Annotated in this window: 23 protein-coding genes, 2 pseudogenes and 1 other annotated feature; of the genes and pseudogenes, 17 read left to right on the top strand and 8 right to left on the bottom strand. The window is 46.5% G+C overall.

The annotated features are described in order from the left end of the window. Positions 1–197: 197 nt before the first annotated feature. The 5 genes and pseudogenes from QD47_RS21590 to QD47_RS21565 all read left to right on the top strand — a co-directional run bounded on the left by QD47_RS21590 (position 198) and on the right by QD47_RS21565 (position 6,837). Positions 198–1,493, top strand: a complete 1,296-nt coding sequence (locus QD47_RS21590) for a galactokinase (protein WP_044648063.1) — start codon at positions 198–200, stop codon at positions 1,491–1,493. Between the two features lie 165 nt (positions 1,494–1,658). Beyond that, entirely contained in the window at positions 1,659–2,576 is a 918-nt protein-coding gene (locus QD47_RS21585; protein WP_044648062.1) for a PD-(D/E)XK nuclease family protein, read from the top strand. A gap of 533 nt (positions 2,577–3,109) precedes the next feature. Further along, on the top strand, positions 3,110–3,823 hold the full coding sequence (locus QD47_RS21575) for an SGNH/GDSL hydrolase family protein (protein WP_082067265.1): 714 nt from the start codon (positions 3,110–3,112) through the stop codon (positions 3,821–3,823). A 140-nt stretch (positions 3,824–3,963) separates the two neighbouring features. Continuing rightward, on the top strand, positions 3,964–5,307 hold the full coding sequence (locus tag QD47_RS21570; RefSeq protein ID WP_044648069.1) for a hemolysin family protein: 1,344 nt from the start codon (positions 3,964–3,966) through the stop codon (positions 5,305–5,307). A 259-nt stretch (positions 5,308–5,566) separates the two neighbouring features. Further along, positions 5,567–6,837, top strand: a pseudogene (locus tag QD47_RS21565) (methyl-accepting chemotaxis protein). A gap of 79 nt (positions 6,838–6,916) precedes the next feature. Here QD47_RS21565 and QD47_RS21560 read toward each other — a convergent pair. Then, positions 6,917–7,129, bottom strand: a complete 213-nt coding sequence (locus QD47_RS21560) for a hypothetical protein (RefSeq protein ID WP_025686491.1) — start codon at positions 7,127–7,129, stop codon at positions 6,917–6,919. A gap of 91 nt (positions 7,130–7,220) precedes the next feature. Between QD47_RS21560 and QD47_RS21555 the strand changes: the two genes are divergently transcribed. From QD47_RS21555 to QD47_RS21545, 3 genes and pseudogenes are all read left to right on the top strand, one after another. Then, positions 7,221–8,033, top strand: a complete 813-nt coding sequence (locus tag QD47_RS21555; protein WP_044648060.1) for a YwaF family protein — start codon at positions 7,221–7,223, stop codon at positions 8,031–8,033. A 184-nt stretch (positions 8,034–8,217) separates the two neighbouring features. Then, positions 8,218–9,654, top strand: a complete 1,437-nt coding sequence (locus QD47_RS21550) for a hypothetical protein (protein ID WP_044648059.1) — start codon at positions 8,218–8,220, stop codon at positions 9,652–9,654. A gap of 65 nt (positions 9,655–9,719) precedes the next feature. Continuing rightward, a pseudogene (locus tag QD47_RS21545) lies at positions 9,720–9,908 on the top strand (MgtC/SapB family protein); the annotation flags it as partial. A gap of 323 nt (positions 9,909–10,231) precedes the next feature. On the opposite strand, the gene QD47_RS21540 reads toward QD47_RS21545, so the two are convergent. Continuing rightward, complete coding sequence (locus tag QD47_RS21540) at positions 10,232–10,909, bottom strand: peptidylprolyl isomerase (RefSeq protein ID WP_044648057.1); 678 nt, start codon at positions 10,907–10,909, stop codon at positions 10,232–10,234. A 116-nt stretch (positions 10,910–11,025) separates the two neighbouring features. Here QD47_RS21540 and QD47_RS32615 point away from each other — a divergent pair, with 116 nt between their 5' ends. Next, positions 11,026–11,196, top strand: coding sequence for a hypothetical protein (locus QD47_RS32615; protein ID WP_200893490.1), 171 nt, complete (start codon positions 11,026–11,028; stop codon positions 11,194–11,196). Positions 11,197–11,240: 44 nt separating this feature from the next. On the opposite strand, the gene QD47_RS21535 is transcribed toward QD47_RS32615, so the two are convergent. Continuing rightward, entirely contained in the window at positions 11,241–11,498 is a 258-nt protein-coding gene (locus tag QD47_RS21535) for a YqkE family protein (RefSeq protein ID WP_044648056.1), read from the bottom strand. Positions 11,499–11,629: 131 nt separating this feature from the next. Between QD47_RS21535 and QD47_RS21530 the strand changes: the two genes are divergently transcribed. The 4 genes from QD47_RS21530 (at position 11,630) to QD47_RS21520 (ending at position 14,917) form a co-directional block, all read left to right on the top strand. Continuing rightward, positions 11,630–12,862, top strand: a complete 1,233-nt coding sequence (locus QD47_RS21530; protein WP_044648055.1) for an MFS transporter — start codon at positions 11,630–11,632, stop codon at positions 12,860–12,862. 231 nt (positions 12,863–13,093) lie between these two features. Beyond that, positions 13,094–14,467 (top strand): helix-turn-helix domain-containing protein, encoded by a 1,374-nt coding sequence (locus tag QD47_RS21525; protein WP_082067266.1) that lies wholly within the window; start codon positions 13,094–13,096, stop codon positions 14,465–14,467. After that, positions 14,457–14,585, top strand: a complete 129-nt coding sequence (locus QD47_RS33770) for a hypothetical protein (protein WP_268794265.1) — start codon at positions 14,457–14,459, stop codon at positions 14,583–14,585. The genes QD47_RS21525 and QD47_RS33770 overlap by 11 nt, the downstream gene beginning before the upstream one ends. A 152-nt stretch (positions 14,586–14,737) precedes the next feature. Continuing rightward, positions 14,738–14,917 (top strand): aspartyl-phosphate phosphatase Spo0E family protein, encoded by a 180-nt coding sequence (locus QD47_RS21520; RefSeq protein WP_044648054.1) that lies wholly within the window; start codon positions 14,738–14,740, stop codon positions 14,915–14,917. An 84-nt stretch (positions 14,918–15,001) separates the two neighbouring features. Here the strand turns inward: QD47_RS21520 and QD47_RS21515 are convergent, their stop codons facing one another. Further along, on the bottom strand, positions 15,002–15,904 hold the full coding sequence (locus tag QD47_RS21515; RefSeq protein ID WP_044648053.1) for a DMT family transporter: 903 nt from the start codon (positions 15,902–15,904) through the stop codon (positions 15,002–15,004). 159 nt (positions 15,905–16,063) lie between these two features. Here QD47_RS21515 and QD47_RS21510 point away from each other — a divergent pair, with 159 nt between their 5' ends. After that, a complete protein-coding gene (locus QD47_RS21510; protein ID WP_044648052.1) occupies positions 16,064–16,909 on the top strand; it encodes a TrmB family transcriptional regulator in 846 nt (281 codons plus the stop codon). Between the two features lie 85 nt (positions 16,910–16,994). Here the strand turns inward: QD47_RS21510 and QD47_RS21505 are convergent, their stop codons facing one another. Both QD47_RS21505 and QD47_RS21500 read right to left on the bottom strand, forming a co-directional pair. Then, positions 16,995–18,620, bottom strand: coding sequence for a DUF1593 domain-containing protein (locus QD47_RS21505; RefSeq protein ID WP_044648051.1), 1,626 nt, complete (start codon positions 18,618–18,620; stop codon positions 16,995–16,997). Between the two features lie 214 nt (positions 18,621–18,834). Next, the gene (locus QD47_RS21500; RefSeq protein WP_044648050.1) at positions 18,835–19,920 is read right to left on the bottom strand and encodes a bifunctional 3-deoxy-7-phosphoheptulonate synthase/chorismate mutase; all 1,086 of its coding nucleotides are present in this window, start codon (positions 19,918–19,920) and stop codon (positions 18,835–18,837) included. An 85-nt stretch (positions 19,921–20,005) separates the two neighbouring features. Further along, positions 20,006–20,277, bottom strand: a binding site (T-box leader). A gap of 161 nt (positions 20,278–20,438) precedes the next feature. Between QD47_RS21500 and QD47_RS21495 the strand changes: the two genes are divergently transcribed. From QD47_RS21495 to QD47_RS21485, 3 genes are read left to right on the top strand one after another with little or no spacing between them, the layout of a single operon-like run. After that, positions 20,439–21,299, top strand: coding sequence for a carbon-nitrogen hydrolase family protein (locus QD47_RS21495; RefSeq protein ID WP_014280150.1), 861 nt, complete (start codon positions 20,439–20,441; stop codon positions 21,297–21,299). A gap of 16 nt (positions 21,300–21,315) precedes the next feature. Continuing rightward, positions 21,316–21,987 carry a GNAT family N-acetyltransferase gene (locus QD47_RS21490; protein WP_044648049.1) on the top strand — a complete coding sequence of 224 codons (672 nt, stop codon included), beginning with the start codon at positions 21,316–21,318 and terminating at the stop codon, positions 21,985–21,987. A gap of 36 nt (positions 21,988–22,023) precedes the next feature. Next, a complete protein-coding gene (locus QD47_RS21485) occupies positions 22,024–22,695 on the top strand; it encodes a hypothetical protein (protein ID WP_044648048.1) in 672 nt (223 codons plus the stop codon). Between the two features lie 92 nt (positions 22,696–22,787). Here QD47_RS21485 and QD47_RS21480 read toward each other — a convergent pair whose 3' ends face one another. Together QD47_RS21480 and QD47_RS21475 are read right to left on the bottom strand one after the other, a co-directional pair. Beyond that, complete coding sequence (locus QD47_RS21480; RefSeq protein ID WP_044648047.1) at positions 22,788–22,973, bottom strand: hypothetical protein; 186 nt, start codon at positions 22,971–22,973, stop codon at positions 22,788–22,790. A gap of 36 nt (positions 22,974–23,009) precedes the next feature. Beyond that, a complete protein-coding gene (locus tag QD47_RS21475) occupies positions 23,010–23,270 on the bottom strand; it encodes a hypothetical protein (protein WP_044648046.1) in 261 nt (86 codons plus the stop codon). Positions 23,271–23,550: the final 280 nt, after the last annotated feature.

Genomic DNA, 23,550 nt, shown 5'->3' with positions numbered 1-23,550 from the left:
GCATATCCTTACGAATCTTATCTATCGTAAAATAAGGAAGCATTCTCACAGAAACGATTTAAATAAGCGATTACAGATTAAAATAGTACCCTATTTTTGCACAGGGAAAATTGAGATAATTATATTGTTGCTGCGCCATTTATATATTTGCGGCCAGACACCACGGTGGAAATCACCTACAATAGGAGGATATAACGATGAAAGATATGGAATTGTTGAATTCTAGTGAGGGAAAAATTGTACTTGCTCGAATGTACGGTCAACAGCAGGTTGCAGAGCAAACGACGCGATATCAATCACTTCTACAGGCGTACCGGGAGCACTTCGGCGTCGGGGATATTGAATGGTTTAGTGCTCCGGGAAGATGCGAAATTGGGGGGAATCATACAGACCACAATCACGGGAAGGTGCTGGCAGGCAGTATTACACTTGATACCATCGCTGTAGCTGCTAAAGTGGAGGAGCCTGTAATTACGTTTTTTTCCGAAGGCTACAAAACGAAATACGTCATTGATTTAAATGACTTGTCACCACGACCGGAGGATGACGGTACGATGCTTCTGGTCCGCGGTATTGCGGCTGGCTTGCTCGAATTCGGCTATCGCATCGGAGGATTCCAGGCTTATATATCAAGCAATGTATTCTCTGCTTCAGGATTAAGCTCTTCTGCTTCATTTGAAATGTTGATTTGTACGATAATCAGTCATTTTTATAATGAGGGAGCGTTGGATGCTGTCGCCAAATCCAAAATCGGCCAGTACGCCGAAAATGGCTACTGGAACAAGCCGTCGGGGCTGCTTGACCAAATGGCTTGTGCATATGGGGGATTGGTTGCCATTGATTTTGTAAACCCCAAGGAACCGATCATAAATTCAGTTCATTGGAATTTTCAAGAAAACGGATATTCCCTGGTTATCGTCAATACAGGCGGAGATCATGCTGATTTAACGGACGATTACGCGGCAGTACCCAACGAAATGCGTGCAGTGGCTCAGTCCTTAGGTGCTTCTGTTTGCCGTGACTTATCGCCGGAGGATCTGTATGCCAACCTCAAAATGGTCAGGGAAAAAGCAGGAGATCGTGCAGTGCTGCGTGCGTTGCATTTTTTTGAAGAAAATAGGCGTGTGGATGAACAGGTGAAGTCGTTGGAGGAGGGACGTTTTTCTGATTTCTTGAGGCTCGTCACAGAATCCGGTAATTCTTCATGGAAATGGCTTCAAAACGTATATAGAAGTGGGGTTGACCGGGAACAGGACGTATCTGTCGCGCTTGCATTAACGGAAATGTATTTGCAATCAATAGATGACAGCGCATGCAGGGTACATGGTGGTGGCTTTGCTGGAGTCATCTTGACGATTCTTCCCAATGATCGTGTTGATGATTATAAGACGTGGATCAGCGGAATGCTGGGAACTCCCGTACTCGTTGTCAACGTCCGTGAGCAGGGTGCTGTTAATGTAAGTGATTTGATTCATGCGACAACGAAGGATTGAAAATGAAGCCAGAGTTGGACGGATCTCAGGAGTTATTGCGAATTGACTATACTAGACCGTTGAAGGCTTTAACCTCTGGGTTAAAGTCTTCGTTCTTTTTGGCCGATGCAGTCCAGGCTTGCGGTATAATAGAGCATGGAAGTTCTAACGAAGGAGGGCCTATTCATGGCTATGTACCCGTCCTGGTCCTATTCGCAATCGAGGGCCCAAACGTTCGATGAATGCCTACGCAAATACTATTACCATTATTACGGCTCGCATAACGGCTGGAGCTCTGCACAGGGCAGTGAAGAGCAGGTTACGTTGTATCGGCTCAAGCAGCTGAGCAACTTATATATTTTATTTGGGAATATTACGCATCAAATGTGTGAATCGGTCATACGTGGTTGGGTGGAAAAAGGCGCTGTTCCACGTCCGGCGTACCTGGAGACAGCGATGAAGAACATGCTGAATGACAGCTACAAGGAATCGCTGCAACGTGAGCTATGGCTGCAAGACCCCAAAAATCGCATCATGCTCGCTGAAGTTTATTATGATGACGAAGTGCTGCCGGAACGAATTGCCCGGATTAAGGAGCGACAGTATGCGGTGGTACATAATCTGTACCGGACTGCGGTTTGGCGTGAATTGCAGCAGGGTGAGGCCCGAATCGTCGAGGTGGAAAAGTGGGATACGATGCTGCTTCATGAGACGAAGGTATATGTCAAAATGGATTTGCTTTACCGTAGAGGTAATGGAGACTTGGTTATCGTAGATTGGAAGACAGGCAAGGAAGGCGACTTCTCCGACCAACTATTTTTGTACGCTTCCTATGTGCAGGAGCATTACCAGCTTCCCTTGGAGAAGATCGAGGTACGTGTGGAATATTTGATGACCGGAGAGCATGAAGTGTACCATCCTGCGCAGGAGGATATCGACAAGGTCGTTGCCAATGTCGGGCGATACATCGAGGAAATGAAGTCCTGTCTCGATGATGATTATTATAATCGGCCGAAACCCGAGTCTTTTTTCACTCCGATGCCTTCACGCAGAGCGTGCGGCGGCTGTAATTTTCGGGAGGTATGCAAGTACCGCGCGGTGTAGGATGGGATTGTGACAGGCGCAACCAATGCGGATGGAGGGATCACATTGAACAAAGGCGCCATGATAGGAAAAGGCATGAGTGCTGAGGTTTATGAATGACGAATTATCAATCAATCGCAATTGATTGGACAAACGCAAGTATAGGAGACCCGATGTGCGATGTAGCAAGAACTTCATTAATGTTGCTTTCTCCGTTTAATCCACCAGGGACACCAAGAACGATGGAGCCTTTATTGTGTCTATTTAAAAGAATACTAAACAGAGCTTACCTGAATGAATATTGCAGAAGGTCCAATATAAAAGCTGATAGCATGAATAGCTGGATATTACCTGTAGCGGCTGCCAGGTTGCGAGAGGGGATTCCTGGTGAGCAAGAGTGGCTGCTGCATCTGATTAATCATCGGCTCCAAAACATGTAGGTACGCTTATACAATCTAGCCGGAATCATTACGACAAGCCAGCCTAAGAGTGTATGGCAAATCTACAATTCTCTCAATTTTTGAAACCGCTTTCTAATTTAAGAAATACAAGGTATGATAAGGATATTATTGGAAAATGTTAAGGAGGGAATGTGGAATATGACTAGCAGCACTAATACAGGACGCACACGTATTCTTTTTCAGGGGGATTCCATAACAGATGGAGGAAGAGGACGGAATGAGGACGCGAACCATTGGCTGGGTCAGAGCTATGTGTATCTGATCGCAGGTGCATTAGGGAGCCGTTTGACTGCTACGCAGCCAGAATTTGTGAACCGGGGGATTTCGGGGGATCGGGTTTCGGATTTGTATGCACGCTGGAATGAGGACACGTTTAGCCTGAAGCCGAACCTGCTCAGTATTCTGATCGGAGTGAACGATGCCTGGCGGATCGTGGAGCAGGAGCCGTCCGGGGTGACGGACCGATTTGAGCGAGCCTATCGCCACATTTTGGCGGAAATGCGTGAAGTGCTGCCTGATACCGGGCTGGTGCTGTGTGAGCCGTTTATTTTGAAAACGGGAGCTACCGAGGCACGCTGGGACATTTGGCAGGAAAAAATAACGGGCTATCAGCGTCTGGTGCGTCAGCTTGCGGACGAATTTGGGGCCGTATTTGTGCCGCTCCAAAGCCTGCTGAACGAGGCTGCTACCAAGGCGGATGCCTCCTATTGGCTGCATGACGGGGTTCATCCGACAGCTGTTGGGCATCAATTGATAGCGGATCAATGGATAGATATCGTGCAAAAGAGTCCGCTGGCGATTCGCTAACTTGGTCAACCATAGTCTACTCCTTGTCATTTTTGGGTAATACACGATTATGGACATAATGACTTATAGGATCTGTCCATCCAAAAATGAACGTCATAAGGGGGGGCTTCTTGCTTCGTATGGCGGGGCAAGAGAGGGCTGTGGAAACTGTGAATATCATCCTGGTCATTTTACTGATTGCGTTAACTGCGTTTTTCGTTGCATCCGAGTATTCCATTATTCGCGTGCGGGTATCCCGTATCAACCAGCTTGCATCCGAAGGGAATAAAAATGCCAAAGCTGTCAAAAATATTTTGTCCCGACTGGACGAGTATTTATCCGCTTGTCAGCTAGGGACCACGTTAACCTCGATGGCGTTAGGCTGGCTCGGGGAGTCTACGGTTGAAAAGCTGCTGCATCCGCTGTTTGTGCTGGCGCATATTCCGGCCGGACTCACGGGAGTATTATCCTTTTTGCTGGCTTTTCTAATTTTGACGTATTTCGAGGTGGTTATCGGGGAGCTGGTGCCCAAAACATTCGCTATACAGATTGCGGAGCCGATGGCTTTGTTTTTTGCCCGTCCCATTACAATCTTCTATAAAATGACGTATCCGCTGAACTGGGTACTCAGCCGTTCCTCGCGTGTTATTACGGGACTTTTCGGGCTGAAAAAGGTTTCCGAGGAAGATGCGGCTCTCAGTGAGGCAGAGCTGCGTTTGGCATTATCCGAAGGATACCGCAGTGGTGAAATTACACCGACAGAATATCGCTACCTGAACAATGTGTTTGATTTTGACGACCGTGCGGCGCAAGAGATTATGGTACCGCGTATCCATATCCGCTCCATTTCTCATCTGGCAACGGTGGCAGAGTTTATGGAGCTGATCGAGGACAAGGTCTATAACTTTCTGCCTGTAGCCGAAAACGGGGATCGGGATCGCATCATCGGAATGATTCGTGTGAAGGAAGCGCTGCATGATTTGGCCCGAGGGCACAGCACAGGGAATACCACGATGGCTTCCTATATTCATCCAGTGCTTCAGGTGATTGAAACCATTCAGGCCCGGGACCTGCTGATTCAGATGCAAAAGCGGCGTATTCCCGTAGCGGTGCTGGTGGACGAATATGGCGGCACATCCGGATTGGTCACACTGGAGGATATTATGGAGGAGATTGTAGGGGACATTCCTTCCTATACCGATACCGAAACCCCTGCGGCGCTAACCCCTCTCATTACAAAAACAGACGATCATCGTTACATACTCAAATCGCAAGCGCTCATTCATGAAGTCAATCGGCGTTTGGAGACGGATATTGAGGCCAGAGACGTATATACGATTGGCGGCTGGATGCTTTCAGAGCATTTTGATATCCGACAGGGAGAGAGTATGACCATAGGCTCATGGGAGTTTACCGTACTGGAAAAAAACAGTCACCAAATAGACACAATTGAAGCAGTCAAAAAAACAGCTAGTGAACAGGAAAATGACAATAATGCCGAATGATGGAATGGTTGAGTGCCTGAAAATCAATGGTTTAATAGGTGACGAATGGCCTGTAAAGCAAGCAGCAGTGCGGTTCGTCCCTTTTTTAATGCACGCTGATGCCTGTTACATGTTATTTTTGGCTGTTAAGGTGGGGGCCTAAAGTCTCTCTATCTTTATGCTCATAAATAAGGCTGTCTGTGAAAAACACCACTAGAATTGTAGCAATTATATGGTAAAATGGAATCAAATTTGAGTTTTTTGGGGTGGGCTACATTACATGAAAATGTCACTAGGTACGAAAATGGTTGCTGCATTTGTCGCTATTTCTGCAATCACCTATGGAACAAGCGCTTTTTTTATTTTGTACTCAAGGACTGGCTTGCTCAAGGTACACAGGAATGGCTGTATATCTCAATCATTCTGTTAATGGGCGTTCTGTGGAGTGGCATTTTGGGGTGGTTGATCTCCAAATTTCTCACACGTCCGATTGTCAGATTGGCAAAGGCGGCTGAGGAAGCCTCGGCGGGGAATCTGTCCGTTGTCATTCCTGATCGTCGTTCAGATGACGAAATCAAGGTGCTCTATGATGCATTCCGGCGTATGATGCTAAACATCAAGGATATGTTTAACGAGATATCGTATAGCTCAAGAGCGACTTCACAAAATGCGGAAAACCTTAGTTCGGCTATTGTACAGGCTACGACACAGATTGAGTCCATGACTTCGGTGGTGGAGGATATTTTGGAAGGCGTAAAGCAGCAAAGGGATGCGTCTGTCCAATCTATTGAAACAGCGGATCGAATGTTGGGCGATTTTAAAATGATGCGCAGCAAATCGGGCCATATGCTGGAACTGTCTGGCCACATGGAGCATTCGGTCGATTCGACGCAGACGGTTTTTTCATCCCTGATGGAGGGAATGGGGGAGCTGACTGCTTCGCATAGTCGTTCGCAGCAGGTCATTGCACGACTGGAAAAGGAAGCTTCACAAATTGAAGCGATTACAAGCACCGTCAAGGATATCGCGGAGCAAACTCATTTGCTGGCGCTGAACGCCTCCATTGAAGCCGCACGTGCAGGAGAAGAAGGTAACGGGTTTGCCGTAGTTGCTCACCAGATTCGCGCATTGGCTTCACAAAGTACGGAATCGGTGCAGCAAATCAATGCCATCGTTAGCCGTGTGCAGTCGCAAATTGTGGAAACGGTACAATTAATGCACCAGCAAACATCACTGGTCAGCGCTGAGGCGGAACGGACAAGCTCGGTGGATCAGACGTTGAGTCGTTTGAACTCGATTGTGCGTGAATTTGTTGAAGGTATTCGCTTAATGGAAGAAGCTGTGACGGAGCAGACGAATCGGGTAGATCAAACCTTCGAGCAGATCAATCGTATTCAGCAAATGTCAGGGGCCTTCTCGGAAGGTGCGCACAAGATTTATACAGCCGCTCATGAGGAAACGGCTATTATGCAGGAAATTTCGTCTTCTTCCGAGGACCTGAAAGTGCTTACGAACAAGCTCATGATGAAAACTCGTGGAATGCAGCTGTAGAACGTAACGTGTCAGAACATGCGAATGTAACCGCTATATACCGGAAAACGAAGCAAGATGGTTCTCCGGTGTGTAGCGATTATTTTTTTATTTCAAAAAACTCACATTGCTTTCTGGGATGGTAGGCCAGATCACTGACACTGGATTGCACGACTATAGTTTGATCGTCAAAACGGATAATGACTCCGCCCGAACCAATCAACTGGTCATCCTGAAAAATGCGGACACGAAGATGACGTTCCAACGCCTCGGTGAAATCCTGATCTGTGATCAAACGGCGATTAATGGGCATGAGGGGTCTCCTTTGAATATGATATCTTTTATCATAAAGGCTAAGGTGTCGAACAAGCAAGAAAGAGAAAAAAGATAGAAGGGGGCTTTTGATGGACAAGCCGTGGTCATGGTCCTGGTTCGATGCTGCTGCACCGGAAGGATTCGAGGCTTTTACTTCGTCACATTGGGTGGCTGTACTAGGGCTTATTTTATGTGCTTTACTGCTTTGGCTGACTCGGGGCCTGATTCAGTCGCATAAGCTGTTAAGTGAGGGGATTCGCTGGCTCCTGGTTACCATACTCATTCTGTCAGAGGTAACTCTGAATATATGGTATGTGACGCAGCACATTTGGGATGCTCAGACATCATTGCCGCTGGAGCTGTGCAGTGTGACGCTGCTGCTGTCGATTCTGCTGCTGATTTTCCGTAGCCGCTGGCTGTATCCGATCATACTTTTTGCCGGAATTGGAGGAGCGCTTCAAGCGGTACTTACACCTAATTTGGCGTACGCTTTTCCGCACTATCGTTTTATTCATTTTTTTGTGGCTCATAGTGCCATTATATGGGCTGCCTTGTACATGACATGGATCGAAGGGCTGAAACCGACGTGGAAGGGCGTTGGGGGAGCAATGCTTTTCCTCAATGGCTTGGCGCTGATCGTTTGGCTCGTAGATAATGTACTCGGAGCAAACTATATGTTTCTTGCCGGAAAGCCGTCAACACCGTCGATATTGGATGTTTTGGGACCATATCCGTTGTATATTTTGGCAGAAGAGGTCATTGCGCTCTTATTCTTTTCTCTTACGATGTTACTGTTCGAGGTGCTGCCTGGAGGCAGGCTATATGCCCGCTTTCGCAGAGGAGCTGTGCACAGAGCTGAACGTCTTGGGGAAGATCATAGCACGGAGAAAACACTGCGCTGAGGGGTCAGTGATTTCCTCTTCATCCGCTCATAAGCTAACCTGACTCGTTATTCCAATACCTCTGATTGCTGACTGCTGCATTTCCGTCTGTAAGTCTGCATTTCACTGAATTTGCGAAGTATGGTAACATAGGCGAACCAGCAGGAGCATATAGCGAAGAGACGGGTAACGGAGGTGGATCCAATTGAGCTTTAACGGAAATGACGGGACACAATCAACAGGATTTATAACTTTGACCGGAAAAATAAAGCCATGGGCGCTGAGCGGCCCCAGTATTCAAATAGATCCGTTGTTTCCCTATTACGCCAACCGTTCGCGGGACAGTATAGCCGATGAAATCGCCCTTGCAGGCTACCGGACCGTTCATTATTTTGTTGTGCGTGAAAATGAAGTGGATGGAGCGCTCGTTGCGGCCTTTCAACGCAGGGGAATAGCGGTATGGGCGATGGTGCTTGGCAATGGTTCCTTCGGTGTGTCACAGCTGCCACCAGAGTGGAAAGGATGGCGCATGGAACTGCTGCGCGAGCCGAATGACGGGTTTCAGCGGCTTTCGCATTTTGCACAGGAATACGTGGAGTGGAAAAAGAAAGCCGCTGCCCGGCTGGTCACCGACATTCCGTTCGACGGGTTCGAGGTGGCAGAGCCTTATTTTCCCGAATGGAACGGGCTGCGCAGTGGAGTGTACGGGGATATTGGCCCGCATGCCCGGCGGGCCTTCCGCGAGCGCAGCGGTGAGGACATTCCGGATTTCCGCGACAAGCATACGCGGAATTACTACCGAAAGGTCCCGGAGCTGTACGCGCAGTGGGTCGATCTGCGCGTGGACGCCGTGAACGCGCTGATCGGCGAGCTGGTGAACGGCGCAGGCGGCGTGCGTGATGTCCGGCCGGACATCTGCGTGGCGACGTGGTCGCTGGCCGTGAACGGACGCGGCGATGTGCCCGGCCAGCTACGGGAATGGCAGGGGCTGGACGCAGTAGCGATGATCCGCTGCGTAGCCCCGGATATGCATGTGCTCCAGACCCATTGGCCGGACTGGATGCGTCGTCGCCTGCCGCCGCATTATATTGGCGGCTACGCCCGCATAGCGCAGGCGGTACGCGCCGCTAATCCGAACCTGCCCCTCGGGGTGCAGGCGGATATCGGTTCACTCGCGAGCATGGTTCGGGACCGCGAATGGACCCGGCAGTTCGGGGCTACCGCCCTGGAGGGCGGTTATGACGTCTGGACCGCCTACGAATACCATCTGGGCGGCTATATGTACGATGAGCCGCCCATCCCGCTCCGTGCGGAAAGATCGACCGCAGATGATGAGGTGGTCGTTTCTTTCAGCAAGCGGATTGCCACGCCGTCTGTGAATGAGCTGCGTGTCTGGAGCCGAGAGAGTGCGGCTGATGCCACGGGCGATCTGATTCGCACAGGCAGGAACGATTCACTGAGGCCATTAGAGCTTGTGGACGCAGCGGCAGACGGTAACCGTCTACTGTTACGTATACGTAATTTGCCGCCGAGGGCGTTCAGCTTGAGACTTGAAGGGGTACAGGATACACCGAAGCTATGGCTGCTCAAGGGAAGGAAGGCACATCACAATCTGCCGGAGCATGAAGTGCAAGTTCCTTAAAATGTGGGTAATAACAAGGTACGACATCTGTTCAAGAAATAAAATGTAGTGGAGTGAACAAGAGTATGTGGGATTGGGATTATCTGATTCGGGTCATGTTCGCCGGCTTGTGCGGCGCGTTAATCGGCTATGAACGCAAAAGTCGGATGAAGGAGGCGGGCATTCGCACGCATTTCATTGTCGGTATCGGCGCGTCGCTCATGATGGTGGTATCCAAATACGGTTTTCAGGATCAAACAGCTTGGTCGAAAATGAGCCGGGCGTACTGAATCGGATTAAAGAACTGCTGTCATTACTTCAGGAGATGGAAGGTATTCGTTCGGTAGAAACCAAATCCAATTAGACGGCTTATACTGCTCATACAGTATCTCTTTCAGTGCTTCTTTTGTCGAACGCTGACAGGCCCTTATCGGTGAAAAAAGCTTTAAAAATAATGATTGAAAACGCTTCCTTTTGTGTATATACTCTTACTACATCACAGAGGCAGCAGCCAAGTAAACATTACTGTGGAACACGATAATCATCTTTGTAGAACATGTAAAACGACCCCATGCATACGCACAGGGCCGATATAATCTTACTTCACTTTGACTGGAGCCGGATATTTCTTACCCAGCGTGTCCACGGTTACTTTTTTCATCGTCGCTGGTTTGATGGGTTTATCATTGCTGTCACGCTTGGAGTTCACGATGGCATCTACCACGTCTAATCCAGACGTTACTTTGCCGAAAGCAGCGTATTGACCGTCAAGGTAATCCGCATCGGCAACCATGATGAAAAATTGCGATCCGGCTGAATCCAGATCTGCTGAGCGGGCCATGGATAGTACGCCGCGCGTGTGCTTGAGCGTATTGTTGACACCGTTGCTCTTGAACTCGCCTTTGATGCTGTAGCCGGGGCCGCCTGTACCGTTACCCTGCGGGTCACCGCCCTGAATCATGAAGCCGGGGATGACACGATGGAAGATCGTACCGTTGTAAGCGCCCTTTTGCACCAGGGAAATGAAATTGTTAACGGTGTTCGGTGCTACTTCCGGGTACAGCTCAAGTTTAATCTTTTTACCGTCGTTCATGACAATCGTGACGACAGGATGGGAAACAGGTTTACTTTTGTCTTTAGTCGCGGCAGGGGTTGTACTGCTTGTCCGGCTTGCGGCTTCTACATCTGTCGCTTTTGTGCCACATCCGGCAACCAGCACGAGCATGGTAGCCAGCAGGCAAAGCATATACCAGGGACGTATCTTTTTTCGGATCATTTGTATTCCTCCTGAAAGATTAGATGTGTAAAATCCTAAATTATAGTTTGGGGCAGCGCAGAGCACTTTTCCGTTTTCTATCATACCTTTTTTTGTTGGGATTAGGAAATACGGGTTTGAATACCGTATTCTTGACCCATACTGCTGCTATTCCCAAGGAAAGGGGCAGGATCATGGTGGAGGTAGACAAAAAGCTGGCTAAAGGTCTCATATGGGGGATGGCGTTCAGTCTGCCGGTTTGGGTAGGGGTGCTGTACTCGGTACAACACATCCGTGACTGGCTATAATATAATCAAGCGTGGAGATAGGCCAAAACCGGGATGGTTTTGGCTTATTTATATTTGTGCCAGTCCAGATTGCTGTTATTCAGCAGATGCTCGAAGTTGTTGTCCAGCTTCTTCTGTTCTGCTTTTTTTGCTTCGAGGGCACGCTGCCGTTCGTCTTCCTTACGTTTATCCTGCTCTGCCTGGGCTTCATTGGCCTGGGCCTTGAGCTTATTCAGCACGTCTTGGCTCAACAGATCCTTTAACGTTGCAGGTTTGTCCTGAGCCGCAGGAGCGGTGGAAGACGAATTTCTTTTTTTAGCCATGTCATCAACTCCATTCCATTCGATTATATCAGCTTCTGCATGGTTGTTCCACGGCTGAAGGGTGAGGTTTGCTGTGGACTTTTCTAATTTAGAGGTTAATAATGGAATGAGGAGAAGGGACGTGTAACATCATGCATCTTTATTGGAAGCGAAACCTGGTCGTTTTGTGGATCGGTGTATTTTTTTGCAGCATGGCCTATTCCGTTTCCATTCCGTTTTTACCTATTTTTCTGAATACGGAAATGGGTGTGACCGATCATCTGGAGCTGTGGGCGGGGATCGCCTTTGGGGTTACCTTTTTAGCCAGTGCTCTGATTGCTCCGTTTTGGGGTTCGCTCGCAGATAAGTACGGACGGAAGCCGATGCTGATTCGTTCAGGCTTTAGTCTGGCGGTATTGTATTTGATATGTGCCTTTGTGACTGATCCGTATGTGTTTGTAGGGGTACGGCTGTTTCAGGGCCTGCTCTCCGGGTTTATTCCTGCTGCCATCGCATTGGTCGGAACGGGTTCGCCTGAGGATAAAACGGGTTATGCACTCGGCATTATGGCAACCTCCGGGGCGACGGGAAGTATCATAGGTCCGTTGATTGGCGGAGTGGTAAGTCATTATTACGGCAACCGGAATGCCTTTCTGTTCTCTGCGGGGCTTGTGCTGGTCTCTGCGCTAATTGCGACCTTTGCCGCTAGAGAGGATAACTTCAAGGGAACCAGTACCCGTTCGCATGTCCGTGACGATATCAAGGAGGCCATTGCTAATCGGCCGTTGTACTTTTTGCTCATACTGGCAGGATTAAGTACCTTTTCCGTCATGATCTTGGAGCCGCTGATTACGGTGTATGTTCTGGAAATGGGAATTGACCGTAGTCGAGCGTCTTTAAGCTCCGGAATTGTATTCTCAGCTGTAGGTATTGCGGCTGTGCTGATGGCCCCCCGCTGGGGACGGATGGGTGGCAGGATTGGATTTGCACAAGTGCTGCTGATCGGGCTGATTGGTTCAGGTATAGGGAATATCCTGCAATTTTTTGTATCGAATTTTATCGGCTTTGGTGCGCTTCGGTTCGGTTATGGATTGTTTTATGCGTCTGTCATTCCGGCTATCAATGCGATGACTGTGGAGGTTACCAAACCGGAGTTTCGTGGACGAGCCTTTAGCTTGAATCAGTCAGCGACACAACTGGCGATGATGGCGGGGCCGCTCATTGGCGGCTTGCTTGGTAGCTGGATGCCGATCCGCTGGATCTTTGTGTTGAACGGTGGAATGTTGCTGGTGGCGGCATTGCTGTTATGGGCGAAGGGAAGAGAGATTTTCCATGCCTCTGCCAAAAATAACGCAACGGATCGGGATGTTCATCCTGCCGGATAGGTGGAGTATAGTTAACTGTTCGATGTGCATTAACAAAGGGCCCGTGGAGCTTGACCTCCATGAGCCTTTTTCAATAGTTTAGGTTGCAAAGTAATCCTATTGAAGGTATATGAAAACATTCCAGAAGATGGTATGATTATTTGCGGAAAACTATATTATTATTTGTTTGTCATAGTTTTCATTTATATTGGTCGATATCCTAAAAAGTTAACTTTAAAGGGGTGGTTTATTTTGTCCAATACAACCACGATACTCGCAGAGATGATGAAGTACATGAATGAAAATGGTTTGAACATTAGCGATTTAGCCAGAGAATCCAAGATGAATCCCGGCACAGTGAGTAGTATCGTCAATGGAAACCGTAAGTTTTCAGTCTACCAGTTGGATCGAATAACAGAAGTGATGGGACACCCCATCGGCTATTATTACGAACGGTACATAGACGAATATTTGGCAGATTCCAACCCGAACTGGCGTAGAATGAGTCCTTTTTTGTATAATTGCGCAAAATTGAACAAGCTGGACTGTATTCAGCAAGTTGTGGATATGTTGTTGGATAAGTTGGGATATTCCGATCCCTTATTTGAACTTGCCGAGGAATTTTTCAAGGACGGTATGAATGAAGCGGCAGCTATACTTTATGAGAATGTGGCCCTAACTGAGAAAAAGCAGTATTCCGAACGTTTGGCTATTTGTCAGTACCGTTTATTCGTAACGAGGCAAGGGGATGACTCAGAGAAAAATTATGAGGCTGCTGTCCAGTTTGAGACTTACGTCGATCGTCTTGATGAAATTGACCAGCTAGATGCATTAAGAGATTTATTGAATACATATCGCTCATTGCGTAAGTGGGATAAAGTAAACAAATTCGCTAAAATTTTGGGGAATTTGGCTGAAATCCAATATAAGCTGGAACTCCAGCAGCAAAAAACACAGAAAGAAAATAAAAAAAAGCCGTTTTACCCTCTATTTGTATACTGGGGAGTTTCATATTTACTTCGTGCAGAAGTTTGCGATGCAAGGAAAGACTATGAGCAGGCACTCCTACATATTAACACTTACGCTGATGTAAGTTGGGTAAAGGAAACGGATGAAACGACCCTGAAGTGGAAGAATCGGTTTAAGGAGTGGTCGGAGGTCAACACGTATGTAAACAGGCTTATGTCAGGCGATGTAAGCGTACTCTCGGATTATGTAGCTTATTTTTCTACAAAGGAAGACGAAGTTCTCCCCGCATTAGATAACATCATTGAGGCGGCTAATCGTTATAATATGAATGTAGATGATCTGCTCAAGCGATTTGAAGTGCAGATTCTATCTCTTCTGGAGCAACAAAATGGGGTGGGCGTGTACAATCAACAATTTATTTCAGAACGCTTTACTCATTTTTCATGTGAATTGTCCATCTACTATTTGCGTAAAGGTATGTTTTTGAATGGTTTTACATTTTTGTTAAGTTGTTTGGAAAAATCTACTGTGATTAATAATAAAGCATATATAATCAAATGTATGAGACTGTTTGAGTCTTTTAGAGAAAATGCAACCTCTGAGGTAAAGGCAGTTTATCGTAATTTGATTAACGAGGTGGACGAAGATGAAGAATAAAATGGTTTTAACCTTATTGGTGACAAGTTTTGCGTTATTGATGGTAGTAATTATTCCTTACCCATATCAAGAGAAAGGATCTACTTTCGAACCCACAGGACATCATGGTGGTTTCTGATCATTCTTGATATTAAAAAATGCTCCATTCCAAGACCCGCTTTCGTAGCAGGTCTTTTTTTGTTTGATTATTGATAATTATCCCAAACCTTTACTTTTAGTAAACTTATTCATAACCCTCTAAACTAAGGATACAACAAGGAGGGTTATATCATGGTAAGGGACGACATTTTGCGTCAACGGTTGGAGAAAGCTCGACAAAAGCTTTATGCTTTGCAAGCAAAACATGGTTTCAGCCACGCCAGCGTGCTCAGACAATCTATGATTATGGACAAGCTCATTAATCAATATAACCACCATTTTTATATGAAAGAGAAAAAGCCGACTGCATAAATGCAACCGACTGGGCGAGAAACTTTTGGTGAGGTCACTCGCCCCTTTATTGTAGCACAGGATACATAATAATACTTCCCCGTTCTATTTGCTGCTTGGTTGATGTGCACTGAGTAGGACACCTAGGATAACGACCAAACCGCCAATAATTTGTCGCCACGAAATGGTTTCCTGCAACAATAGAACAGAGAATAATACCCCGAATATCGGTACCAAATTCATTAAAGAAACGGAGCTGCTCGGTGACAGCTTGATTAATCCGTAATTGTAAAGCAAAAATGCGATAACGGAACAGAATACGCCCAGATATACTAACAACATAAACGATCCCGTTGTCGGAGCTTGCCAGCTATCTTTTTCAATGAGTGCCAGAGGTATAAAGAAGATACTGCCTGCTACGGTTTGATAAAAAGATAAAGTCACGGGCGGGTATTTGTCCACAACCTTGCGCGTCATGAAAGTATAAAATGCCCACGCAAAACCAGTTCCAATCAATATTAAATTTCCGATCAGTTCATTCTTTCCATTCGAGCTTCCGCCTACCGAAGTCAAAAAATATACCCCGATCATAGCGAGTGCAATGCCGATGATTTTATATTTGGACAGTTTCACTTTATATATCATGAGTTCAAGCAACGATGTGATCGCGGGATAGGAGGCGACAATCAATGCTGCGTTGGAAGCTGTAGTCAGGCTTACTCCTATATTCTCCATCGAAAAATAAAGAGTGATTCCCAAAACACCGCTAAATGCAATAATAGCTAAGTCCTTTGGCTTAATTTTGACAAATTCCTTTCTTATAAGCAAAACAATACCCAACACAACAGAGGCTATCATAAATCTGGATAGTCCCAACGTAAGAGGGGGGAACGTGGTATACGCTGCTTTTGTGGCGATAAACGATGTGCTCCAAATCAGCAGGGCCAGAATCGTAGCACTATAATAGATACGGTTGCTGTTGCTGTTGATAGCTATGACTTTGTTCAAGTGAAATCCTCCCTGACATGATCTCGTATCAAATGAAATATTAGTAGTTACTTGAGTAGCTACTTTAGTAACTACTCATAAAAAGATAGTTCGTATATCGGTTTTTGTCAAGGGGAAGTGATATAGTAAGGTTGAACATGAATTTGAGGAGAATGCGTCATGAAACCAAATGTGTTAGAAATTCTGCGGGATCTGAATTTTACGGAATATGAAGCTAAAGCTTATGTGACCTTGTTGGAAAGCTCTCCACTTTCGGGATACGCTGTGTCATTGAATTCCGGCGTGCCAAGATCCAAAATTTATGAGGTATTATCAGGGATGGTTAACCGTGGGGACATTATGGTCAGTCAGGATAATACACCGCTATATGTACCACTCCCGCCCCATGAATTGATTGCCCAGAGAAAACGCAAAGCAGAGCAGATTTTTAATGTAGCGCAAGAGACATTGGAGCAGTATACAGCATCGTCCCAAAACAGAGAGAATATTTGGAATATATCGGGTTATGAAGCCATTATAAGTCGCATACAAGAAGGAATTAAGGGAGCCAAACACCGAATCTTAATGGAAATTTGGAAAGAGGATGCCGAGGTGTTCAGAGCTGCTTTAGAGCAAGTCGCCCGGGAAGGAGTTGAGATTTTCATTGTAGCGTACGGTGATCTTAACTTTGAATTCGCCACCATTTACCACCATGATATGAGTGAAGAGATTACGTCCGAAATTGGTGGGCGGTGGATTGTACTCAGCGTAGATGACCGGGAGGTTGTGGCTGGTATACTTTCACTCGGGGATGATAGCCGTGCTGCATGGACGATGCATCCAGGGCTTGTGATGCCGATCACGGAAGTGATTATTCATGATGTTTATATTATGGAAATCATGTATGAGTTTCGTGAAGAGTTGGAAGCCAAATTCGGCCCTAATCTTATCCATCTTCGCAATAAATTCGCGATGGGTCCGAATGGCAAAGGATATTATGTCCCTTTACCTGAAAAGAAGGCTTAGACGAGTATGCGCTGGTCCAAAATGCATAAATAAAGGCCCATGGAGTGTTAATTCCATGAGCCTTTTTCATTGGACGTTCCGTCTGTTATTTTACAGTTACAATCACACGTTGGTAATGTTTTAGCTGATGCTTTCCATTGTCCTGTACTTCTGCGATGATATGAATCGTATTTCCGGACTTGGCATCTGCTGGAACTGTAAAGCTTACCGTATTTGTATCGCTGCCTTGCAGGTCAATCGTATTTAATTTCTCACCCTTGGCGACTGCTCTATGAAGTCCAAGCTGCATGTTACCCAGCATTTCAGGCTTCACTTCCGCGGGTTTTACTTTAGAATCTTCATACGTATCGGCTTCAAAATATCTCCACCATTTATAGGTTAATTGATCGCCGTCCGGATCTGATCCTTCTGCATGCAGTGTTATTTTCTCTCCGGGACTAGCTGCTACATCTACTCCTTCTTTAATGCTTAAAGTTGGATTATGATTGGCATCTTTATAGTCGGATGCAATAGCCCAATCTGCACGAGCTGCAAAGTCATTTTGAATATCATCAAACCATCTCATCAGAGAATATTCTGCTTCAAATTTTTTCGTATACACATCATAGTCTAAAACGGTATTTCTAAATAATTTATCGTTAACCACACCGAAACGACCACCCCAGCCACCATAGGTTGGGTTTTCCATACTCCGCAGACCGTTATCAATCAGATAGAAGAATGATGGAGAGTCTCCTTCAGAGATAAAATCATATTTATCATATTGTGGATTTTTCTTTAAATAAGCGTCACTGCCTCTTTGCTCTTCAGCCAATTCACCTGGAATCATTTTTCCATCGCCCATCAAAGCGTACATATCGAGCAATTTGCCGTGGCCATTTTGGATATTCTTGAAGTTCCAATCCCCGTGTAACTTGCTATTGACTTCTTCCGTGTGCATTTTCCAAGCGTATGCAAAATGCCAGAAGTTAGATTGATCATTGATAATTCTGATGTCCGGCCAATTTTTTGCGATGTACTTATTGTAGCTGTCATCCTGATCCAAAATGATATAAAGAACGAGCTTATCGCTCACCTTTTTTTGGATATCAGCCCATTGAGCTGTATTTTTGTATTCGTCCTCAATGGATTTTAAAGCTCTGGCTGTCGTATTTGTGCCACCCCAGGTTTGTACATATAAATCTCTTTTGTCATCATCCAGGAAAAGATTTTTAAGGAAATTAGATCCTTCTGTTTCTTTGTCCATCTCACCTTTGTATGAAATATTGCCTATCTTGGTAACGCTTTTAATATATTCAGGCTTTGGATATCCTTCGGCTTGTTTAGTTAGATTAGGGTAAATTTCTCCATAAGCATCAATCATATCCGTTACCCATTGAGTTCCAGTCCATCTGAATGGCTTTATGCCTGCTTTTTCATCACCTGCATAATGGTACACGGAACTGGTCAGTACGATACCGGACAAGTCCATTTCATTAGAATAGAGGAGGAAGCGAATAACCGAATTCATATCATCGACTTCTCCATCGGTCGTAATAACGGTTCTAGCCTTCGTCGCTTTAGCTTCTACTTTATTGTCCACTTGTTCTTTGGCCGGAGTAGCTTTTTCATCCTTTGCAACAGCAGGAGCTTTTCCGCCGCTGCAACCACTGATGATCAAAATACATATCATCCCTAATAGAAAAACGTTTAACCATTTTCTTTCTCTCATTTTCTTTTCCCCTTCCTGAACGTACACATGATGTTTTTTAGGATTAAGACTGTATATACATTGATGGTTTTATATCTAATTTTAGGTATAAAAAAAACCTAAATACATTATGCGTCAAAAAGAAATTGAGCATACATGTATCTAGGTTTTGCCTGCATTATCAGTCACAATCCTGACTTGATATTACATCATAATCCGAGAAAATGAAAGCGATTTATTTCACTTTGAACAAACCCGATTCTTTTACTTCGGACAGGAAGTTGTGGAATTCAGGAATATTCAGCTGTTGCTGGGCATCGGACAAAGCGACTGCCGGGTTCGGATGGACTTCCACCATGATCCCGTCAGCTCCAGCAGCAAGTGCGGCCTTGGCACAAGGAGCGAGGATGTCCTTACGTCCTGTGGAGTGGGTCACGTCGACCAGAACAGGCAGATGGCTTTCCTTTTTCAAAATCGGCACGGCGGAAATGTCCAGCGTGTTGCGAGTCCATTTTTCATACGTACGAATACCGCGTTCGATCAGCATGACTTGCGTATTGCCACGGGAAACGATGTATTCCGCTGCGTGAAGGAATTCTTCCATTGTAGCAGCAAGTCCGCGTTTGAGCAGGATCGGAGTTCTTGTTTCGCCCGCAGCTTTGAGCAGCTCGAAGTTATGCATGTTACGCGCACCAATTTGAATGATGTCGATGTATTGGATCGCTTCCTCCAAATGTCTTGGGTCGACGATTTCACTGATTGTAGCCAGTCCCAGCTCATCGCCTACGCGTTTGAGAATTTGCAGACCCTCAATGCCCAGTCCCTGGAAATCATACGGAGACGTACGCGGCTTGAACGCGCCACCACGAAGAATCGGAACGCCTGCCTCTTTCAGAGCTTCCCCGACTTCACGGGTTTGCTGGTAGCTTTCCACCGAGCAGGGACCTGCAACCATAACGGAGGCTTTGCCACCAACGAGCGTGTCTTTAACCTTGATGACCGTGCTATCCGGCTGATTTTTGCGGCTGACGATCAGATGCTTTTTGTGTTCTTCTTTTTGGTAGTTCAGCGAAGCCTTGAAAATATTCTTGAACAGCTGGCGGATCGTTGCGTCATCGAACGGTCCGCGGTTCGCGGCGATCAGCTTGTCCAGCATTTGTTGCTCGCGCACCGGATCAAAATCAGGCACCCCTTGAGCTTCTTTTAATTTACCAAGTTGTCCGGCCAGTTCAGCACGCTGCGACAGCAGCTCCAGCAATTGCAGGTTGGTAGCATCGAGCTGTTCCCGCAGCAGCTCCAAAGAATTTTCATTTGTCGACATACATAACATCCTTTCACGAATAAAAATTGTTTTTTCTGCCAATCATAGACCTTTTTTCAGAAAATAACACAAAAAGGCACTCGCCGCAAGGGACGAATGCCGTGGTACCACCCTAATTACAGAAGTATACATACAAGTCGTCAACATCATTTCAGCCGACAGTAGCTACTTCTGAGCTTGATGCCCGTAACGGGGGCTTCCGGAAACCTCTAATGCAGATAAGAAATGAATCTTATGCTGGTTCAAGGCTCGACTCGGGAGTGAATTTCAACGCGGGATTTCGGTACGCTCTCAGCAATTCGTACCTTTCTGTGGAAATCCGGGTAGACGTTTACTTGTCTCCGTCCATGTCTTTGTTCATGTGATTCAAAAGAGTTGACCTTATTTTAAACAAAGTAGGTGCAGAAGGCAAGACCTGTTTGTCAGGTTCGGTTCTCGCCCGGTTTTGAATCGGTTATAATGTGAACAGCAACGGGAATCCCTTGCCATCTAAAAGACGTTATGTACAAGGAGGAATTATGAGCAAAATCAGAGTATCGGCGGTTCAATACCATCTGCATACGATTGATTCGTTTGAGGAATTTGCCCTTCAATCGGAGCATTATATCAAAACAGCCGAGGAATTTGGTGCGGAATTTGTTCTGTTTCCCGAGTTTTTTACGACCCAGCTCATGTCGATTGGTGACAGTCAAGGCAAGGCCCTGACCATTAACGACCTACCGGATTTTACAGATCGCTATCTTGAATTATTCACTTCATTCGCCCGCCGGACCGGGATGCATATTATCGGCGGTACCCATGTGGTGCAACGTAACGGACGTTTATATAATACGGCACACTTGTTTTACCCGGACGGACGTGTAGTCACTCAGGACAAAATTCACATCACACCCACTGAGGTGCATGAATGGAATATGGCTCCCGGCGAGGGACTAAATGTGTTTGAGACATCCAAGGGTAAAATAGCGATGCTGACTTGCTATGATATTGAATTTCCCGAAATCGTACGCATGGCGAAGGCAAAGGGAGCAGATATCATTTTCTGTCCATCCTGTACGGATGATCGCCACGGTTTTTACCGGGTACGGTATACAAGCCACGCCAGAGCGGTTGAAAATCAGGTGTATGTAGTTTTGACAGGCACTGTAGGCGCTTTGCCTACGGTTGATTTTATGCGGGCCAACTATGGACAGGCGGCAGTCATTACACCGAATGATATTCCATTTCCGCCACGCGGCATTATGGTAGAAGGTGAGTTAAACAACGATATGATCGTCACCGCCGATCTGGATTTGCAGCTATTGTATGATGTGCGTGAGCGCGGATCAGTGACCACATGGCGTGACCGCCGTACGGATTTGTACACAGACTGGAGCTAACGAAAGGAAGGTCGTCATGTATCGCAAAGAATGGTTTGTCTTTGACGGAGATCGCCCGCTGCGGGCGGTCATCCGTAATTATTCCATAGCCGATTATGAGGGGCTGCTGCGTATTCAGCAGGAGAGCTTTCCGCCGCCCTATCCGCAGGAGCTGTTGTGGAGCCGGGAGCAGATTACGAGTCAGGTTGAGCATTTTGCAGACGGAGCGCTGTGCGTGGAAATTGAGGGGGAACTGGCGGGTTCGGTGACCAGCCTGCTGATGCATTATGATCCCGAGCATCCCCAGCATACATGGGAGGAAGTCGCGGACGACGGTTATATTCGTACCCATCGTGAGGACGGTAACGCGCTGTATGTGATCGACTTGGCCGTTCGTCCCGCTTATCGTAGACTGGGGCTGGGCAAGTGGTTGATTTTTTCCTTATACCATCTTGTCATTGAACTTAAACTGGATCGTTTGTTAGGCGCGGGACGCATGCCTGGTTATCAGCATCATGCCGACCAGTTAAGCGCAGAAGCGTATGTAGATGCTGTGGTTTCCGGCGAGCTCAAGGACCCGGTGTTAACGTTCCTGCTTCGTTGCGGGCGGGTGCCTGTTTGTACCATGCCTGATTATTTGGATGATGAACAATCGCGTAATTATGCGGCCTTGATGGAATGGCGAAATCCGTTTCATACCGATCACTAAATCACTACATCACTACATAAAAAGGAGTATGCCCATATGGAATATCATCGCATTACCCATATAGAAGACCCGCTATTTGCGAGCATGCATCAGTTAATGCAGGAGGTATTCCCACCGGAGGAAGTGCTGGAGTATAGTCTGTGGAAAGAACCGTTGGAAGACCCGGGCATCCGTGTCTTTGTCGCCGTACAGGATCAAAAGGTGGTCGGTGCAACCGAATATCGCTACTATGAGGATTTTAATGTCGCCATGACGGACTTTACGATCATTGGACAGCCAGGGCTCGGTATTGGCCGTTTCCTTTGGAAGCATCGTCAGGCTGATTTGCATTCGCTTGCTCAGGCCAGCGGACAGCGGTTGCAGGGGATGTTTGCGGAAATTTATGATCCTTATCGTGGCAATGATCATACCTTTGGCGGCGTCAAGCCGATGGACCCGTATGTACGGCGTGAGGTACTGTCTCATCTGGGCTACAAACGACTGGATCTGGACTATATACATCCATCCTGGAATAACGATGGCGTCGCTGTAGAAGGGCTGAATTTGGGCTTTATGCCCGAGGATGACAGCGTAAACGAGGTGAGCGCAGCGTTAGTGGCCGCCTTTCTGCGCCGCTACTACACGGTGTTGCCGAACAAGCCTGCGGCATGGAATGAAATGGTCGAGGGATTGGAAGCCCAATCAACGATCACGCTGCTGCCTTTGTAAAAATACGAATAGAAAAAGGGTGCCCAAGCCAGCCATTCATCATCTGTGTGGCTTGCGGAGACACCCTTTTTACTTCCATATGTGTTCCCTGATCATGCCTGGTCGTTGGGCACGGGCTTTGCCGATGCGACGCCTCGCGGAATGTCTTCGACAAGATATTGCTCGGTATCATCTGTATTGGACTTGTCCGCAGACCTTCGGTCGTCCTCTTCCACAGGATTCAAGGCTTTGTAGCGTTTATATGCCATATCCGCCTGAGACATGGGATCTTTATACATAACGGACCTCAACTCCTTTCGTTTGTATATACTTCATTACCCTTTTGAAAGGCTCGGTAACCGTTCGTCATCGTCATTCCCATCGGCACCATTCAGTAAATCCGTGCCATGTAGAAATTCCGCTGGTGCAGAAGGGTCAATAGGGCTGTCGGGGGAAAGATCATCGGCATCAGGAATGTTTTCCAGTGGAGTATCTGGTCCTTCGGTCAGGTTTTCCCAATTCTTTTCTGCATTTTGCAGGGAAGGCTCAAAATCGTTGTCATGAAGCTCATCATTTATATGATCCCGGTTTGCCATCGTACTCCAGCTCCTTTGTTAGTTTATTGCTTATTCCGACCTTACCCAAACGGCAGAACGATTAAACCTTGGGTTAGTGTGTCTGTACGAGGTTAAAATCATGCGAAATAGGGATGTTGCCATTCCCAATGAACGTTTTTTTCGGTTAACTGCTGTGATATGATAAAGAGAACAGGAAATCATCATCAATCAATAAGAAGATTTTACAAAAAATGATTAAAAAGAACATGATACCCTTCTTATGAAGAAGGTATGAACATCATCGTATAGAATAATATTA

It is taken from the genome of Paenibacillus terrae, from assembly GCF_000943545.1.
GTDB classification, from domain to species: Bacteria; Bacillota; Bacilli; order Paenibacillales; family Paenibacillaceae; genus Paenibacillus; species Paenibacillus terrae_A.
The sequence above is the reverse complement of the archived record's forward strand: the minus strand, read 5'-3'. Positions and strand labels throughout refer to the sequence as shown.

Coding starts and splice junctions, on each gene's coding strand:
- QD47_RS21530 (WP_044648055.1), top strand. CDS start 11,630: ATGCATCTTTATTGGAAGCGAAACCTGGTCGTTTTGTGGATCGGTGTA.
- QD47_RS21495 (WP_014280150.1), top strand. CDS start 20,439: ATGAGCAAAATCAGAGTATCGGCGGTTCAATACCATCTGCATACGATT.
- QD47_RS21480 (WP_044648047.1), bottom strand. CDS start 22,973: ATGTATAAAGATCCCATGTCTCAGGCGGATATGGCATATAAACGCTAC.
- QD47_RS21585 (WP_044648062.1), top strand. CDS start 1,659: ATGGCTATGTACCCGTCCTGGTCCTATTCGCAATCGAGGGCCCAAACG.
- QD47_RS21590 (WP_044648063.1), top strand. CDS start 198: ATGAAAGATATGGAATTGTTGAATTCTAGTGAGGGAAAAATTGTACTT.
- QD47_RS21520 (WP_044648054.1), top strand. CDS start 14,738: ATGGTAAGGGACGACATTTTGCGTCAACGGTTGGAGAAAGCTCGACAA.
- QD47_RS33770 (WP_268794265.1), top strand. CDS start 14,457: ATGAAGAATAAAATGGTTTTAACCTTATTGGTGACAAGTTTTGCGTTA.
- QD47_RS21485 (WP_044648048.1), top strand. CDS start 22,024: ATGGAATATCATCGCATTACCCATATAGAAGACCCGCTATTTGCGAGC.
- QD47_RS21510 (WP_044648052.1), top strand. CDS start 16,064: ATGAAACCAAATGTGTTAGAAATTCTGCGGGATCTGAATTTTACGGAA.
- QD47_RS21555 (WP_044648060.1), top strand. CDS start 7,221: ATGGACAAGCCGTGGTCATGGTCCTGGTTCGATGCTGCTGCACCGGAA.
- QD47_RS21505 (WP_044648051.1), bottom strand. CDS start 18,620: ATGAGAGAAAGAAAATGGTTAAACGTTTTTCTATTAGGGATGATATGT.
- QD47_RS21560 (WP_025686491.1), bottom strand. CDS start 7,129: ATGCCCATTAATCGCCGTTTGATCACAGATCAGGATTTCACCGAGGCG.
- QD47_RS21490 (WP_044648049.1), top strand. CDS start 21,316: ATGTATCGCAAAGAATGGTTTGTCTTTGACGGAGATCGCCCGCTGCGG.
- QD47_RS21540 (WP_044648057.1), bottom strand. CDS start 10,909: ATGATCCGAAAAAAGATACGTCCCTGGTATATGCTTTGCCTGCTGGCT.
- QD47_RS21575 (WP_082067265.1), top strand. CDS start 3,110: ATGATAAGGATATTATTGGAAAATGTTAAGGAGGGAATGTGGAATATG.
- QD47_RS21475 (WP_044648046.1), bottom strand. CDS start 23,270: ATGGCAAACCGGGATCATATAAATGATGAGCTTCATGACAACGATTTT.
- QD47_RS21535 (WP_044648056.1), bottom strand. CDS start 11,498: ATGGCTAAAAAAAGAAATTCGTCTTCCACCGCTCCTGCGGCTCAGGAC.
- QD47_RS21500 (WP_044648050.1), bottom strand. CDS start 19,920: ATGTCGACAAATGAAAATTCTTTGGAGCTGCTGCGGGAACAGCTCGAT.